This window comes from Marinobacter orientalis (assembly GCF_004792665.1).
Lineage (GTDB): Bacteria > Pseudomonadota > Gammaproteobacteria > Pseudomonadales > Oleiphilaceae > Marinobacter > Marinobacter orientalis.
In genome coordinates this window covers 904987-918730 of sequence record NZ_SRZX01000001.1, presented here as the reverse complement: position 1 = coordinate 918730, position 13744 = coordinate 904987, and the positions used below count along the sequence as shown (strand labels likewise).

Sequence of the window (13744 nt, the reverse complement as noted above, 5' to 3'; positions counted from 1 at the left end):
TGAAAGTGTTGATCAGTAAAAAGCTTCAAGTGGTAATACAGTTATTTAGGCTGAACCCTAACGCCGCTCTCTAGAGTGAACAACCTAATCTCTGCCCTGAAAAAAACGTAATCGTGCGGCCACTGCCGTGTAACCTCGACTGTGCATAATCGAAGCGGTAGTTATGGAAGCCAGCGGAAACTCCGCTTGCTTCTCTCTCCAGCACAGCGCTAGCCTTACCCCGTTTTTACGGGGTTTTTTTATTTCTGAATGATGATTTTATATGGCCAGAACCCGCTACATAACGGCGGAGGGTGAAAGCGCCCTTCGCGAGGAGCTTCGCTACCTGTGGAAGGAGAAACGTCCGGAGGTCACCCAGTCCGTGCGTGAAGCCGCCGCCCAGGGCGACCGTTCAGAGAACGCCGAGTACATCTACGGCAAGAAACAGCTGCGTGAAATTGACCGCCGCGTGCGGTTCCTGAGCAAGCGCCTGGATGAGCTGACGGTGGTGGACCGATTGCCGGATGACCGGAACAAGGTATTTTTCGGTGCCTGGGTGACCATCGAGAACGAGAAGGGCGTCGAAAGCACCTACCGGCTCGTCGGCCCTGACGAGTTCGACCTGTCCCGGGGTTACCTGAGCATCGATTCCCCTATGGCGCGTGCTCTTCTCGGCAAGCGGATTGATGACGAAGTTGGCGTGCGAACTCCCGATGGCTGGACCCACGTGGTGATTACGGGTATCCGTTACCAGCCAATGACGCCAGACCAGTGAGAGAGGCAGTGCCCCCGCCCCTGCGTAGCGCTGGTTCAGGCGGCGGCAGCGCTTCCGGTCTCGATTTTGCCCAGAACGTCCTCGTAAAAGAATGCCAGAGCCTGCTTCGCCTGATTCAGGCGCGCTCGTGATACCTCCATACGATCACTGAGATGTGCCAGGAAAGCCTGTCGGTCACCCGGTTGCAGTGTTTCCGGATTTTTCAGATCGTGGAAAAGCACGAACCGGGAAATCCAGTGGAGATAGGTTTGCTCTGCGCGATAGTTAAGATGGTGTTTGCGGATGGCCTTGGTCACTCGCCTGACAAGGCCGGGCTGCGACTGTTCCAGTGCCTCGGTACTATCCATGTGCGTCTTCCCTGTGAGTAGTTGTTCCTATATTGCGCGCAGTTTATGACAGCCGTTTGACCGTCGCAAAAGTTTCACAGGGAAAATTGACGAAGAGCAACAATCTGTAACAATTGCTGCTCCCGATAAAAACAGGCTGCGTGGTTACTTCAGGGCTTCCAGCTTGTCGATGTACCTCTGCATGGCTTCTTCGGACGGGGTGCCCTTCAGCTTTTCCCAGGCGTCATACTTGGCGCGGCCCACGAAATCCATCATGCCCGGGCGCTTGCCGCTGACATCACCTTCGGTGGCCTGTTTGTAAAGAGCGTAGAACTCCAGTTTGACTTCATTGGACGGTTTGAAATCGCCCTCGGCATTCTGGATGTAGTTTACGGCTTCGTCGAAACGGGTTTTCAGGTCACTCATGTCGGGTTCCTTTTTTTGGCGGCGGTTTCGTAATGATGAGCCGGCTAAACGCCAAGCCAATGCGCCGCAATTAATGGGAGCTTCCATTGAGGCCCCTATCTTGTGCTACAGTTAATGTAATCATGGTTAATCTTCACAAACCCATGGTTACTGAATATCTGTAAAGATGCGATCTGACTTTCTTACGCACTATTCAGTCGAGAGTTTTTATGGATATCAAAAACCGAAAATAGCATAGGTTTGCTGATAAGGAGGCAACAAATGGAAGCGAAATCCAACCAGAATGATTATGATCAGGTAAGAGCAGATCTGAAAAAGCTCAGCGACGATCTCTCCAACCTCACCAAAACTGTTACGGAAGGACAAAAGAGCAACATCAGCAGTCTCCGTGATGAAATTCGCCGGGAGAGCCGGGAGGCTTTTGACCAGGTGAGGGAGCGTGGCGATGAGGCCATCAACCGTGCCCGTGATGCTGGCACCAAGGCCATAGACGATACCGAGAGCAAAATCGGGGAAAGGCCTTTCCTCAGCATCATGATCATGTTCCTTGCGGGACTGCTTGTTGGTAGATTGCTGGACCGCTGATCATGCTCGATTCAGCCTGGTTACGGGGCGTCCTGCGCAAAGCAGTTGCGGCCATTATCGGTTTTATGCTGGCCTTTGTGCTGCTGGTCGCCCTGTTGATTACCAGTTTTTATATGCTCGTCAATGCTGCCACACTGGCGTTGTCCCCATGGTTGGGCGATGCCGGTGCGATGGCGGCGACGGGCCTGTTTTGTCTGTTATTGCTGGCTTTGTTTTTCTATCGGATGACCCGGCCGGTTGCCTCGAAGAAGTCTGCCTCTGAGGGTGAAGACGGCAAAGGGCAGTCACCGCCCTCTCCGATCGATTCCATCAGAAATCTTGTCCGTAACAACCCCCTGGAAGCTGTTGCTGCTGCGTTCACCCTTGGTGTGGTGGAGCAGAGCGATCCACGCCTGAAGTCGCTGCTGATGCAGGGTGGCATGGTGCTGATGAAGGAAGCGGAAGCCGAGCAGGCCCATGCGAAGGAAAAAGCGGACCCACCTGCCAGTGAAACCGATGCCCCAGCCACCTGATCGCCACTCCAACATAAAAATGCGGCATGTGAGGGAGTTTCAGCCAATCGTCGGGCAATAATCAGAGTAGACTGGTGGTTAGATCATAAGACGGTAGCGGTTGTGCATGGATACAGACACCACCCCGGCATGGCAAAAACACGCCTCAGCGATTTTCAGCGGGTTCTTCGGAGACTGGCTTGAGGCCCGCAACAATCCCCTGGCCATGCCCATGGCGCTTTTTCATGGGCATGAGTCAGTCGATCCTGCCTCCCCGTGTGTGGAGGCTTCCGGTTCAACCTTGTGCCTTTCCATTCACGGTCTGATGGAGCTTGAGTCGGTATGGACCCTTCCCGGCGGTGACGGCGCTCATTACGGCTCGCTGCTGGCGGCTGCGAACAGCGACATTACGCCCCTGACCCTTCGCTACAACACCGGCCGGCCAATATACCGCAATGGAGAAACTCTGGCCGACATGCTTGATACCCTGGTCCGCCAATGGCCGGTGGCTGTTGAACGGATTATCCTGATCGGTCACAGTATGGGCGGGCTGTTGATCCGCAGTGCCTGCCACCATGGCCAGCGCCATGGCTATGGCTGGGTGGGACAGCTGAGTGATTGTGTCTATATCAGTGTTCCCCATGATGGTTCGTGGTTGGCAAAAGGGGCCAGGGCAGCGGCGGAGCTGACAGGTCGGGCGACGCGGGACTATTTGCGGGTATTGGGTGAAATTATTGATCTGCGTAGTGAGGGCATCCGGAACCTGTCCCGCGGCGAGTTCGTAAATGCGACTGAGGACGAGCCACCCTTGCTACCCGGCGCCCGGCATTATGTGGTCTGTGGCTCGCTCGCCCGCAGCCATCTGCACCCGGCTAATGCGCTGTTCGGGGACGCACTGGTGCATGAGTCCAGCGCCCGCGGCCGCGAACGGAAGGGCTGGGCGCTCGCTGGCGTGGCCAGCTTTCCGGGTATTGGCCACATCCGCCTTGCCCATGATCCCGACGTGGCTGTCCAACTCAAGGAGTGGCTGTTATGAACAGGCACAACTGTCTCTGGTGGGCCGGGGTTGCGGATGTTTTGACCAACGGCCTTGCCCATGGTGCGCTCAAACTGGAACGGGTCCACCTGTCCGTTGCGGATGAAACTTTCAACATCCTGCAGCGGGTTCCGGTGACCCGTCCCGTTGGTGAAGCCACAAGGTTTCTCCACCACACCATTGCGCGGGTGTCTTACCGCAGTGTTGCAGCCGTATCGGCGGGCCTGGGCATGCTGGCCCGCACTGGTTCGTCGCCGGCGCCGCCTTACTGCACGTTTTCCAGCTCGCCGAACCGCTCCGAGAACAGTGCGGAAGACAGGTAACGCTCGGCAGAATCCGGCAGCACCACAACAATATTTTTATCCCTGAATTCCGGCCGCTTGCCGATCCTTACCGCTGCCACAACCGCTGCGCCGCAGGAAATACCGCAAAGAATGCCTTCTTCCTGCATCAGCCGGTGCGCCATATCCATTGCGTCCTGATTGCTGACGGTTTCCACCCGATCCACCAGATCCATGTCCAGGTTAGCGGGAACAAAACCCGCGCCAATGCCCTGAATCTTGTGGGGCGCAGGCGTCAGTTCCTGACCAGCACGAAACTGGGTGATGATGGGTGAGTCTTCCGGCTCTACGGCCACGGTTGTAATGGCTTTGCCTTTGGTGTTGCGGATATAGCGGGCGACGCCGGTGAGGGTCCCGCCGGTACCAACACCGGAGACAAAGATATCCACGGCGCCGTCAGTATCATTCCAGATTTCCGGGCCGGTGGTGTCTTCGTGGATACGGGGATTGGCCGGGTTTTCAAACTGCTGCGGCATAAAATGCTGATCCGGGTCTTCGGCAACAAGCTCCTCGGCTTTGGCGATCGCACCCTTCATGCCCTTGGGTGGTTCCGTGAGAACCAGTTCTGCCCCCAGAGCTTTCAATACCTTACGCCGCTCCAGGCTCATTGACGAGGGCATGGTCAGCCGCAGCTTGTAGCCCCGCGCCGCTGCGACAAAGGCCAGCGCGATACCGGTGTTGCCGCTGGTGGGTTCAATGATGGTCATGCCGGGCTTGAGAACACCGCGTTTTTCGGCATCCCAGATCATGGCGGCACCAATCCGGCATTTTACCGAGTAGGCGGGGTTGCGACCCTCAATCTTGGCCCAGATTGTGGCGCCTTCGTTGACCCGATTAAGTTTCACCAGCGGGGTGTTGCCTATCGACAGGGAGTTGTCCTGATAAATGTTGGCCATGGTGATTTCCTTCTGCGTTGTGATTATCGCAAAAGCATAACATTTCCCCGGCTCAAACTGGCTGCCGGTTAATCACTGTCCTCAATAACTACGGCTTCCAGCCGGTTGCGGCCGTTCTTTTTGGCAAGGTAGAGCGCTTTGTCAGCGCGGCGAAGGAACTCTGCCGGCGCGGTGTCCTTGCGGGGAACGCCAGTGGCCAGGCCAATGCTGACGGTAAAACTGACCTGTTGATCGTTGCAGGTAATGGTCTGCCCGGCCAGGCCCTCGCGGAAACTTTCCAGGCGCGAGATCAGTTCCTCGCGGTCACTGAAGCTGGTAAAAATAATGAATTCCTCGCCACCAAACCGGGTAAGACGATCGGTGTCGCGGCGAAAATGGGTGCGCATGGTATCGGCCAGCGCAACCAGGCAGTTATCACCGGCGTCATGGCCATAGGTATCGTTAATGGTCTTGAAGTGGTCCGCATCCACCATGGCAACCGCAAACCCCGCCCGGTGTCGCTGGCACCAGTGAAAACTTTTGCTGAACTCCCGGTCGAAATAACTGCGGTTACCGATCTGGGTCAGATCGTCGGTGACACTGAGGTAGGTAAGGCGGTCATTCGCCGCGGCAAGTTCCCGGTTCAGCCCGCCGAGTTTGCGGTTCCAGTAAAACAGCAGGCCCAGCACAACTGTGGCACCGAGGATTAACTGGAACACCAGTGTGTAATCCACCGTTTGTTCCAGCCTGATGCCGGCCCACTGGCGTTCGACGGCTGTGCGCTCGTCTTCCGTCAGGCTGGCAACCAGCTTTTGCATGATGCTGAGCAGTTCGGGCTCGTCATTCCGGGCACCTATGCCAAGGGACCAGTCTGCCGGGACTCGCCCCAGAACTTTCAGGTCTGCAAGGCCCAGCTCCTGCATGTGGTAGCTGGCTGTGGACAAGGTGCTGATATAACCGGCGAGCTCGCGTTCCTGAACCATTCTCAGGCCTTCTTTTTCATTGCCGACTTTCACCAGCCTTAGATCCGGATGGGTGGTTTGCAGCAGTTCCTTGAAGGCGTACCCCTCCACAATACCGACCGGACGGTCTCCCACGTCATCAAGAGTATTGATAAACGGGGCTTCCACCCGCCCCAGGAGCACACCTGGGATCTGGATATAGGGTTCGGTAAAGCTCATATACTCGAGCCGCTCCGGTGTTTCCATGGCCATCGAGAAAAGGTCGCACTGGCGATTTCGGGCCGCCTCGACGGACTCGGCCCAGGTGTCCACAGGAAGTGGGGTGAACTCTATATCGGCGCGTTCGGCGAAGAGGCTGAAGGTATCGGCGGAAATCCCGATGTGTCGATTGTCGTCACTGAGTGCCTCCAGGGGGAGCCAGTCCGGATCAACGCAGAGCGTAATCTGCCGGTTGCGCTTCGCCAGCCATGCCTGTTCGGACTCTGTGAAGGTCAGGGGGGCATCTGCAGGAGGCGGACGCCGACTGGCAGAAGCACCCAGCCAGCGATTTTCGATGGTTCGCATCTCCGTCGGACTGATAGCGCCCAGTGCCGCGTCCATAATGGAGGCGAGCGGTTCAAGGGCAGGGCGAACGCCAAAGCGAAGGTCTTCTCCGGACATGCCATCGAGCTCGATTTCCCCGGCGACAGTCACCCCGGTAATCTGCAGTTCCCTTACCCAGTAATTACCGTTGGGCAGGGCTGCCAGGGCCACATCCACGGATTCTTCGGCCAGTGCCTGGAACATGGCGCGTTGGGAGATAAAAGAAAACACGTTGTCGCCCAATTCTTCGCGCAGTGCGCTCTCATAATAGATGCCCGCGCCGATGGCCACCCTGAGCCCCGCAAGGTCCCCGGGGATATTGAACTGAAGGTTTTCCTCCAGGGTAAAGGCTACGTTGGGTATGATGTGGTATGGACGGGTAAACCGGACGTTCTCAAGCCGTTCGGTGGTTCTGGAGATATTGGCCATGATGTCGAGATCACCTGCCAGGAATATGGGGTACAGCTCCGACCATTGTCCCGCCACAGGAACAACCTGCAGGCCGGTGATATCGGATATCCGGTCCATCACATCCATGCTCAGCCCCTGTAGCGTTCCCGCATCATGAAAGCTGAAGGGAGCATAATCCCGCATGAAGCCGACCCTGACCGGGCCAATTTCACTGATATAACGACGGTGGGCATTGCTGAAACTGAACCTTTGCGACTCTGCAATGCTGGCGCCGCCGTATTCCTGCCAGCGCTCAAACAGTTCGGTGATGCGGGCTTCCGGAACGGCCTTGAGCCCATTACTGATTACCTTGAACAGCTCCCCGTTCTCTTTCAACACGCCAAGACGAAAGTCCTCCCGGGCCAATTCACCCATCGGCGCGTGACCGACAATCTCCAGAAAGCGAAAACCGGCCTGGTTGGCATAGTATCTGAGGGTCAGCTCTGGCCCGATGATGCCGTCCACCCAGCCGAAGGCGAGGGCCCTTACCAGGCTGGGGATCGAATCGTAGGTGATAAGCTCAATGCCGGCGTCAGTGAGCATGTCACGGTAATAGACGTCCCGTACAACCCCGATGCGCGAACCGGAGAGCGCGTCCAGGGAACTGACATCGGTTAACGGGTTCGCCGGATCATGCATGACATAGGTCTGGCGGATGTGGTAGGGGTCGGTGAACTGAATGCTTCTGGCCCGTTCTTCCTGGTACGAAATGCCTTCAATGACGTCGATGTCACCGTGCAGGAAAGCCCCATAAATTTCCGGCCAGGTTCCAGCGCGAAATTCCAGGGTCAGGTCCGCCTGCCGGGCCACTTCCCGCAGAACGTCTATGGAGAAGCCGGAAGGGGTGCGGCCCTCGATATTGGAGTAGGGCTTGTTGTCGGCGACGATGCCCACGGACACGGTCTGGCGGTCGGCTGACCAGACGGGAAACGACAGGGCAATGAGCACCAGGGCGGCGTACATGGCATGGGACAATTGGTTCAGAGACGGCCTTTGCCAGGCAATTCCAGCGCTCATCGGGTGGGTCACAATCCTGTATGGGCTGATTTCAGAGTGTAGTTGTCAGTCAGTGTCTTTCACAACGAAAAGTTGGTTTTCAGCCTGCGATCCACAACATCCGGTGATAGGATATGGCCTCGTCAGAACTGCACAGGGAATACCATGGGCCTCTTGTTTGAACAGATCGACAGCCAGCCGTCCGCTCTGGGGGAAATTACCCTCCGTCGCCGTCGGATTCCGGCCCTGGGCGACCGTGATATCTATGAGGTCAAGCTGGGCGAAGAGTTCCTCATGTCCAGCATGTTTGTCGACGCGGAAGTGGCACTGGCGGATCTGGGTCTGGGTGCCGTGGAGGGTGGCGCGCTGCGGGTGGTGGTTGGTGGCCTCGGGCTGGGATACACCGCGGAAGCCGCCCTGAAGCATGAGCGTGTGAGTGAACTGCTGGTGGTGGATGCCCTGGATACGGTTATCCACTGGCACCAGCAGGAGAAAGTGCCCCTGGGCAGGGTGTTGAATGAGGACCCACGCTGTCGCTACGTACTGGGGAGTTTCTTCGATCTGGCTGTGTCCGAATCCGGTTTTGATCCCGAAGCGCCGGGCAAGCTCTTTGACGCCATCCTGCTGGATATCGACCACTCACCCAGGGCATTGCTGAACGACTCCAGTGCCAGCTTCTACACTGCAGAGAGTCTGGGCCGGATGGCCTCTCATATACGGCCAGGCGGAGTCTTCGCCATGTGGTCCAACGAACCGCCTGACAAGGCGTTCATGGAGATCCTGAGTGCACTGTTTACCGATGTCGGCGCAACGGTGGTGTCTTTCTACAACCCGTTCCAGAACCGGGAATCCTCCAACACGGTGTTCCTGGCTCGAAAGCCGCTCGGCTGACAGCGCGGCAGGGCCGGCCTGATACCAGGCTTCAGTGTTTCATTTTGATGACAGACGCGGAACAGGAAACAAGTGTTATGGCCACAGAGCAATCCATCGACTGGGCAAAGACACCGGCCGCCGTGTGGCGCCGGCATCGTCAGGGTCTGCGGGCCATTCGCCGGCTCGATCCGGTGGGCTGGGGTGACCTGACGGGCATCGCTCGGCAGCAGGAGGCACTGGCCCGCAATACTGAACGGTTTCTTGCGGGCGAACCCTCCAACAATGCCCTGCTGTGGGGTGCCCGGGGTACCGGAAAGTCCTCACTGATCAAGGCGTTGCTGAACCGGTACCAGGGCCAGGGCCTGCGTATGATCGAGGTGGACAAGGACGACCTGGTGAACCTGCCGGAAATCGTCGACGACATTGCCGGGCTGTCCTGGCGGTTCGTGATCTTCTGCGACGACCTGTCCTTCGAGGTGGGCGAGTCCGGCTACAAGGCGCTGAAGAGTGTGCTGGAGGGGTCATTGGAGCTGCCCCCGGAAAATGTGCGGGTATATGCAACCTCCAACCGCCGCCACCTGATGCCGGAGTTCATGGACGACAATGTCAAAAGCGGGATGCGGGGCGGCGAACTGCATCCGGCTGAGGCCATTGAGGAACAGGTATCCCTGGCCGACCGGTTTGGCCTGCAGTTGTCGTTTTATGGCTTTCCACAGGACGTCTATCTGCAGGCTATCGATGCCCTGTTCCCACGGGTAACCGACAGGGAAGCCCTGCACCGGGAGGCCATCCGTTTTGCCACCAGCCGCGGCGCCCGCAATGGTCGCACGGCGCAACAGTTCTACCGTCAGTTCGGCGGCGACACGGAAGCCTTCGCTGGTTAGGTAGCCGCTACTGCTTTTGCGCCAGCTTGATGAAGCGGTGATGCACCAGTCGCACGCCGAAAAATACCAGCGCCATCACCACCGGTATGGAGACGCCAAGCACCAGGGACTTGTCGAAATCCAGGCCCGCGTCGTAGGCTGAATCCAGTGCCAGTTTCAGCAGCCCGACCAGGTAGTAACTGATAGCCACCACGGAAAGCCCCTCCACGGTATGCTGCATCATCAGCTGGATTTTCGAGCGCCGGTCCATCGAGCTTAGCAGCTGCTGGTTCTGGCTCTGGATGGCCAGCTCCACCCGCGTGCGCATCATATCCGAGGCGCGGTCCACCCGCCGTGACAGGTCTTCCAGCCGGTCTTTGACCGATTCGCAGGTTTCCACGGCCGGGGTCAGCCGGCGGGTCATGAATTCGGTGATCGTGAGGTGTCCGGACAGTTCGTCCTCCCGCAGTTCCTCAAGCCGCGTCAGTACCAGCCGGTGATAGGCGCGGGTGGCGGAGAAACGGAAGGTGGAGTGCGCGCGGAACGCTTCGATTCGGGCCGCAATATTGGTCAGGTCCGCCAGTACCTCGCGCTCGTCGAGGTCGTGGTTATCAGCCAGGGACTGGGTAATCACGGCCAGCTGCTGGTCCATGTCGTTCAGCGAGGGTGTTGTTTCGCGGGCCAGCGGCAGCGCCAGTAATGACATCAGCCGGTAGGTCTCGATTTCCATCAGACGCTGGGTCAGGCGGCCAAGCTGGCTGTCGGACATGTCCCGGTTGAGCACCATGAAGCGGCCAAAGCCATCACTGTGGAGTTTGAACGTTCCCCATACCCGGGCCTTGCCCTCCCAGGGGCTGCTGCCTACCAGCCGTTCTCCCTCGAACCAGTGGCGGATTTGCGCCAGTTCGGTTTTCGGGCTTTTGGTGGCCTGCTGGATGTCGATGTGAAAAGCCGCCACTACGGTGCCGGTAAGTTGCTCGAGCCAGCCCTCTGGCAGGGATGAGATGCCGGTGTCCCGGAAGGGCTGGTGATTCTCCCCCGCTGCCAGGTTGATAAAGGTGTAGGAGGCAAATTCCATGTGCATTTCGCGGCGGATGCGCAGGGAGCCAAAGGTGGCTTCGTAACAGCTGACATCTTCGAGGGGCGCGTCTTCGCCCAGCATGACATGAAGGTCCTGCCAGTGCCGGAACTGGATCGAGCGCTGTTCTGGCGTGGTCAGTACGGCAATGTGAGTGACCTGCGCCGGGCATGGCAGCACGTGGAACGGCCGGGAGTGGAGTTCGTTGTAGAGTTCTGCCCTGAGAGGATGCAGATCAAGCTGGTTCAGTAACAGGTCCAAGGTTTATTCCTCTGAAGGCGAGCCGGGTCGGCTCAGGCTGCCGGTGGCAATGTTACCGTAAAGCGCACACCTTCTGCTTCGTTGGCGGCCAATACCTGGCCGTTGTGATGTTCGGCAATCAGCCTCACGATCAGCAGGCCCTGGCCCAGGTGGCCTTCCTGCTGGCCGGTTCTTACCGACACGAAGGGACTGAAAATATCACTGGTGAGGTTCTCCGGCAATGACGAGCCTTCGTTGAACACGCTCAGTTCCAGTTGCCCCGGGCCTGATCGTAGCCGCACTTCGATCCGGCCCTGTGGGGGCGTGAAGTCCCGGGCGTTGTCAACCAGCTTGTCCAGTAACTGCACCAGTAATTCCGGCGAGCCGTGGCATGGGCAGCCGCTGGCGGGCCCGCAATAGTGAATACGATGGTCGGGGTCCAGTTCCCGGTAGGCGAGGGTGGTCTGGGCGGCCACGTCGGCCAGGTCAAAGGTTTCCTTTTCTGCGTGATCGAGACTCTGCTCCAGCCGCGCCGCTTCGCTCATACCCTGCAGTATCTGACTCAGGCGCCCGGTGGCGGAGCGGGCACGGTCGATGTAGCTGGCCTGATCGGCCGGCTCTGTGGTGTGGCTGAGGTTTTCCAGGGAGGAGCGCACCACGGCCAGCGGTGTTTTCAGCTCATGGGAAAGCCGTCGGGAGAAGCTCTCCAGGTAATCCGTGTAACTCTGGAGGCGGTCAACCAAATGGCTGAACTGCCGGGACAGGTCGCCAAGCTCGTCTTTCGCCCGGGAAGGAGGTAGAGAACCCAGAACCCGGCCATCGCCATCAATGCTGGCACTCACGGCCCGCTGCAGACGGGTGATGCGCCAGGATAACCAACTGGCGTAACCCAGTAACACCAGCATCAGCCCGATGATCAACAGCACGCTGCGGGCAATCACCGAACCGAGGGTGCTGCCAGACAGGGCCAGTAACTGATCCAGGGATTCTTCCAGTACCAGTACCCGGCCATCGTCCAGTTGCTGCTTCACCAGCATGAAGGTGTCGCCATTGTTATGGCGCACCAGGCCCGATGACGGCAGCTCCTCCGCTTCCATGCGGTGAGTTGCAGTGTCCAGTGGCACCGGTTCTGGTTGGTAGAACCGCACCAGTGCCCGCAAGCCGTTCAGGCTGATGCGTTCGAGTATCTGTAACGGACTCAGGCTGTCGAACCGGGGTTCCCCGGTTACAGGATTCCGTGTCTGGTGTGCGATCACCCAGCCATCCGGCGCCAGAACCCAGGCACTCTGGCCCGGGGCAACCATGGCGCCAAGCCGGTTTTCCAGCTCTGGCAAGCGGGTAACCAGTTTTGCCGGGGCCGGGCCTGCGACAATACTTTTCTTACCGTTGATAGCGGTTTCTTCTGCAGGCCATGTTACCTGGAAACCAAAACCGGAAGAGGGCGCCGGTCGGGGGATTCTCAGCTCAGCCTGGTAGCCATTGCTGACCGCCTGCCAGTATCCGCTGATGCGATAATCGGTCGAGTCCCCACGCTCCGGATCAACAGCATCGATGGCCCCGGGCGCCTGGGTGCGAATAAGGCGCCGGTTGGTCTGGTTGTCCTCAATGAAATGAAGCCTGATCCGGTCATGGGGCTGGTCAGGATCAGCGGGATTGAAAAATTCCGCTGCCCTGCCGCTTACCCGGATCAGCAGATAAAGATGATTGCGGTTTACGGCCGCCTGCCAGGATACTTCTACGCCATCGCTGCCCCTGACCTGCCGGGTACCTTGCCACTGCTGGCCGGATTCTTCCTCGTCGTACCCCGGCCAGTCGTCGCCGTAGCCGTCCAGGTTGGGCGCGCGGGATAACAGGCTGGCGTATATCACGGGGGTGCCTGGGTGGACCGTCGGGTGTCCCTCCAGCTGTTCCCTGGTAAACCCCGCAGTACGATCAACCTGGCTTTGCAGTTGCCGGGCCGACTGGTCCCTCAGGGCCTGATCCAGCTCCAGCACGAACTGCAGCCCGGCCCAGGGGATCAACAGCATTAGCAGGCTGGCAATGAAAAGCTGGCGTTTAAGGGTCAAAACTCAGGCCTCATGGGCATTCCAGCGGTAACCCATGCCGTAGGCGGTGTGAATGCCATCGAAACCGTGATCAATCTGCAGGAACTTGCGGCGTATCCTCTTGATGTGGGAAGTCACCGTGTTGTCGTCCAGCACTGTGCTGGCGGCTTCCATTAACTGGTCACGACTGCGTACATGGCCGGGGTGCTGAACCAGGGAGTGCAGCATCCAGAATTCGGTGACCGTCAGATCAATGGGCTGACCGTTCCATTCCGCGGTCATCCGGTCCACATTCAGTGCCAGCCGGCCCCGCTGTACCACTTCGTCCGGTTGCTTCAGGGCTTCTGCCCACGCATCGGCCCGTCGCAGCAGGGCGGTTACCCGGGCCAGCAGGTGGTCCATGCTCATGTCCTTGGTGACATAGTCGTCGGCTCCCAGCCGCAGGCCATGAACCGAATCGATATCGCTGTCCCGGGCCGTCAGGAAGATGATCGGCAGGGTTTTCGACAGGATTCGCAGGTCCTGGCACAGCGTAAAGCCACCCTCGGGCTCGTCGCCAAGGCCCACATCGATAATCGCCAGATCCGGCAGAGCAGTGCGAAGTACCTGGAAGGCGCTGGTGCGGTCACCATAGGCAGACACCCGGTAACCCCGGCGCTCGAAGGCGTCGCGGTAGTTTTCGCGGATGGCGGGTTCATCTTCAATCAGCACGATGTGTCGCTTCATAACCTGCAGCCATTTCCCTGTTAATACAGGGTCCTATTTAACCATGGCCAGAGGCCAGAACAAGGTAAAGCAACCGGTTTGCCATAATTCATCAT

Annotated in this window: 14 protein-coding genes; 7 read left to right on the top strand and 7 right to left on the bottom strand. The window is 58.5% G+C overall.

Going from position 1 to position 13744, the window contains the following annotated elements; all coding sequences use genetic code 11:
• Window positions 1-262: 262 nt before the first annotated feature.
• A complete protein-coding gene (greB, locus tag DIT72_RS04330) occupies window positions 263-754 on the top strand; it encodes a transcription elongation factor GreB (RefSeq protein ID WP_135953950.1) in 492 nt (163 codons plus the stop codon).
• Window positions 755-789: 35 nt separating this feature from the next.
• Here the strand turns inward: greB and DIT72_RS04325 are convergent, their stop codons facing one another.
• A complete protein-coding gene (locus DIT72_RS04325) occupies window positions 790-1101 on the bottom strand; it encodes a site-specific integrase (RefSeq protein ID WP_135953949.1) in 312 nt (103 codons plus the stop codon).
• Window positions 1102-1245: 144 nt separating this feature from the next.
• A complete protein-coding gene (locus tag DIT72_RS04320; protein WP_135953948.1) occupies window positions 1246-1506 on the bottom strand; it encodes an acyl-CoA-binding protein in 261 nt (86 codons plus the stop codon).
• A 261-nt stretch (window positions 1507-1767) separates the two neighbouring features.
• Here DIT72_RS04320 and DIT72_RS04315 point away from each other — a divergent pair, with 261 nt between their 5' ends.
• The 4 genes from DIT72_RS04315 to DIT72_RS04300 all read left to right on the top strand — a co-directional run bounded on the left by DIT72_RS04315 (window position 1768) and on the right by DIT72_RS04300 (window position 3941).
• On the top strand, window positions 1768-2091 hold the full coding sequence (locus DIT72_RS04315; protein ID WP_135953947.1) for a DUF883 family protein: 324 nt from the start codon (window positions 1768-1770) through the stop codon (window positions 2089-2091).
• A 2-nt stretch (window positions 2092-2093) separates the two neighbouring features.
• Complete coding sequence (locus tag DIT72_RS04310) at window positions 2094-2603, top strand: hypothetical protein (protein ID WP_135953946.1); 510 nt, start codon at window positions 2094-2096, stop codon at window positions 2601-2603.
• Window positions 2604-2709: 106 nt separating this feature from the next.
• A complete protein-coding gene (locus tag DIT72_RS04305; protein WP_135953945.1) occupies window positions 2710-3618 on the top strand; it encodes an esterase/lipase family protein in 909 nt (302 codons plus the stop codon).
• Window positions 3615-3941 (top strand): hypothetical protein, encoded by a 327-nt coding sequence (locus DIT72_RS04300; RefSeq protein ID WP_135953944.1) that lies wholly within the window; start codon window positions 3615-3617, stop codon window positions 3939-3941. The genes DIT72_RS04305 and DIT72_RS04300 overlap by 4 nt, the downstream gene beginning before the upstream one ends.
• Here the strand turns inward: DIT72_RS04300 and cysK are convergent.
• Complete coding sequence (gene cysK, locus DIT72_RS04295) at window positions 3884-4855, bottom strand: cysteine synthase A (RefSeq protein WP_135953943.1); 972 nt, start codon at window positions 4853-4855, stop codon at window positions 3884-3886. The two genes, DIT72_RS04300 and cysK, sit on opposite strands and share 58 nt — an antisense overlap.
• A gap of 68 nt (window positions 4856-4923) precedes the next feature.
• Window positions 4924-7845 (bottom strand): transporter substrate-binding domain-containing diguanylate cyclase, encoded by a 2922-nt coding sequence (locus DIT72_RS04290; RefSeq protein ID WP_135953942.1) that lies wholly within the window; start codon window positions 7843-7845, stop codon window positions 4924-4926.
• Between the two features lie 144 nt (window positions 7846-7989).
• Here DIT72_RS04290 and DIT72_RS04285 point away from each other — a divergent pair, with 144 nt between their 5' ends.
• Window positions 7990-8715: a polyamine aminopropyltransferase gene (locus tag DIT72_RS04285; protein WP_135953941.1), complete on the top strand. Its 726-nt coding sequence runs from the start codon at window positions 7990-7992 to the stop codon at window positions 8713-8715.
• Window positions 8716-8792: 77 nt separating this feature from the next.
• Window positions 8793-9581: an ATP-binding protein gene (locus DIT72_RS04280; RefSeq protein ID WP_135953940.1), complete on the top strand. Its 789-nt coding sequence runs from the start codon at window positions 8793-8795 to the stop codon at window positions 9579-9581.
• A 7-nt stretch (window positions 9582-9588) separates the two neighbouring features.
• Here the strand turns inward: DIT72_RS04280 and DIT72_RS04275 are convergent, their stop codons facing one another.
• Genes DIT72_RS04275 through pdsR form a run of 3 tightly spaced genes read right to left on the bottom strand, consistent with a single transcriptional unit; the run spans window position 9589 to window position 13649 of the window.
• On the bottom strand, window positions 9589-10899 hold the full coding sequence (locus DIT72_RS04275; protein ID WP_135953939.1) for a DUF3422 family protein: 1311 nt from the start codon (window positions 10897-10899) through the stop codon (window positions 9589-9591).
• Window positions 10900-10931: 32 nt separating this feature from the next.
• Entirely contained in the window at window positions 10932-12944 is a 2013-nt protein-coding gene (locus DIT72_RS04270) for an ATP-binding protein (RefSeq protein WP_135953938.1), read from the bottom strand.
• 3 nt (window positions 12945-12947) lie between these two features.
• The gene (gene pdsR / locus DIT72_RS04265) at window positions 12948-13649 is read right to left on the bottom strand and encodes a proteobacterial dedicated sortase system response regulator (protein ID WP_135953937.1); all 702 of its coding nucleotides are present in this window, start codon (window positions 13647-13649) and stop codon (window positions 12948-12950) included.
• Between the last annotated feature and the right edge of the window lie 95 nt (window positions 13650-13744).

What these genes read in the sequence shown, in the direction of transcription:
- greB (WP_135953950.1), top strand. Translation starts at nt 263, where the DNA reads ATGGCCAGAACCCGCTACATAACGGCGGAGGGTGAAAGCGCCCTTCGC.
- DIT72_RS04325 (WP_135953949.1), bottom strand. Translation starts at nt 1,101, where the DNA reads ATGGATAGTACCGAGGCACTGGAACAGTCGCAGCCCGGCCTTGTCAGG.
- DIT72_RS04320 (WP_135953948.1), bottom strand. Translation starts at nt 1,506, where the DNA reads ATGAGTGACCTGAAAACCCGTTTCGACGAAGCCGTAAACTACATCCAG.
- DIT72_RS04315 (WP_135953947.1), top strand. Translation starts at nt 1,768, where the DNA reads ATGGAAGCGAAATCCAACCAGAATGATTATGATCAGGTAAGAGCAGAT.
- DIT72_RS04310 (WP_135953946.1), top strand. Translation starts at nt 2,094, where the DNA reads ATGCTCGATTCAGCCTGGTTACGGGGCGTCCTGCGCAAAGCAGTTGCG.
- DIT72_RS04305 (WP_135953945.1), top strand. Translation starts at nt 2,710, where the DNA reads ATGGATACAGACACCACCCCGGCATGGCAAAAACACGCCTCAGCGATT.
- DIT72_RS04300 (WP_135953944.1), top strand. Translation starts at nt 3,615, where the DNA reads ATGAACAGGCACAACTGTCTCTGGTGGGCCGGGGTTGCGGATGTTTTG.
- cysK (WP_135953943.1), bottom strand. Translation starts at nt 4,855, where the DNA reads ATGGCCAACATTTATCAGGACAACTCCCTGTCGATAGGCAACACCCCG.
- DIT72_RS04290 (WP_135953942.1), bottom strand. Translation starts at nt 7,845, where the DNA reads ATGAGCGCTGGAATTGCCTGGCAAAGGCCGTCTCTGAACCAATTGTCC.
- DIT72_RS04285 (WP_135953941.1), top strand. Translation starts at nt 7,990, where the DNA reads ATGGGCCTCTTGTTTGAACAGATCGACAGCCAGCCGTCCGCTCTGGGG.
- DIT72_RS04280 (WP_135953940.1), top strand. Translation starts at nt 8,793, where the DNA reads ATGGCCACAGAGCAATCCATCGACTGGGCAAAGACACCGGCCGCCGTG.
- pdsR (WP_135953937.1), bottom strand. Translation starts at nt 13,649, where the DNA reads ATGAAGCGACACATCGTGCTGATTGAAGATGAACCCGCCATCCGCGAA.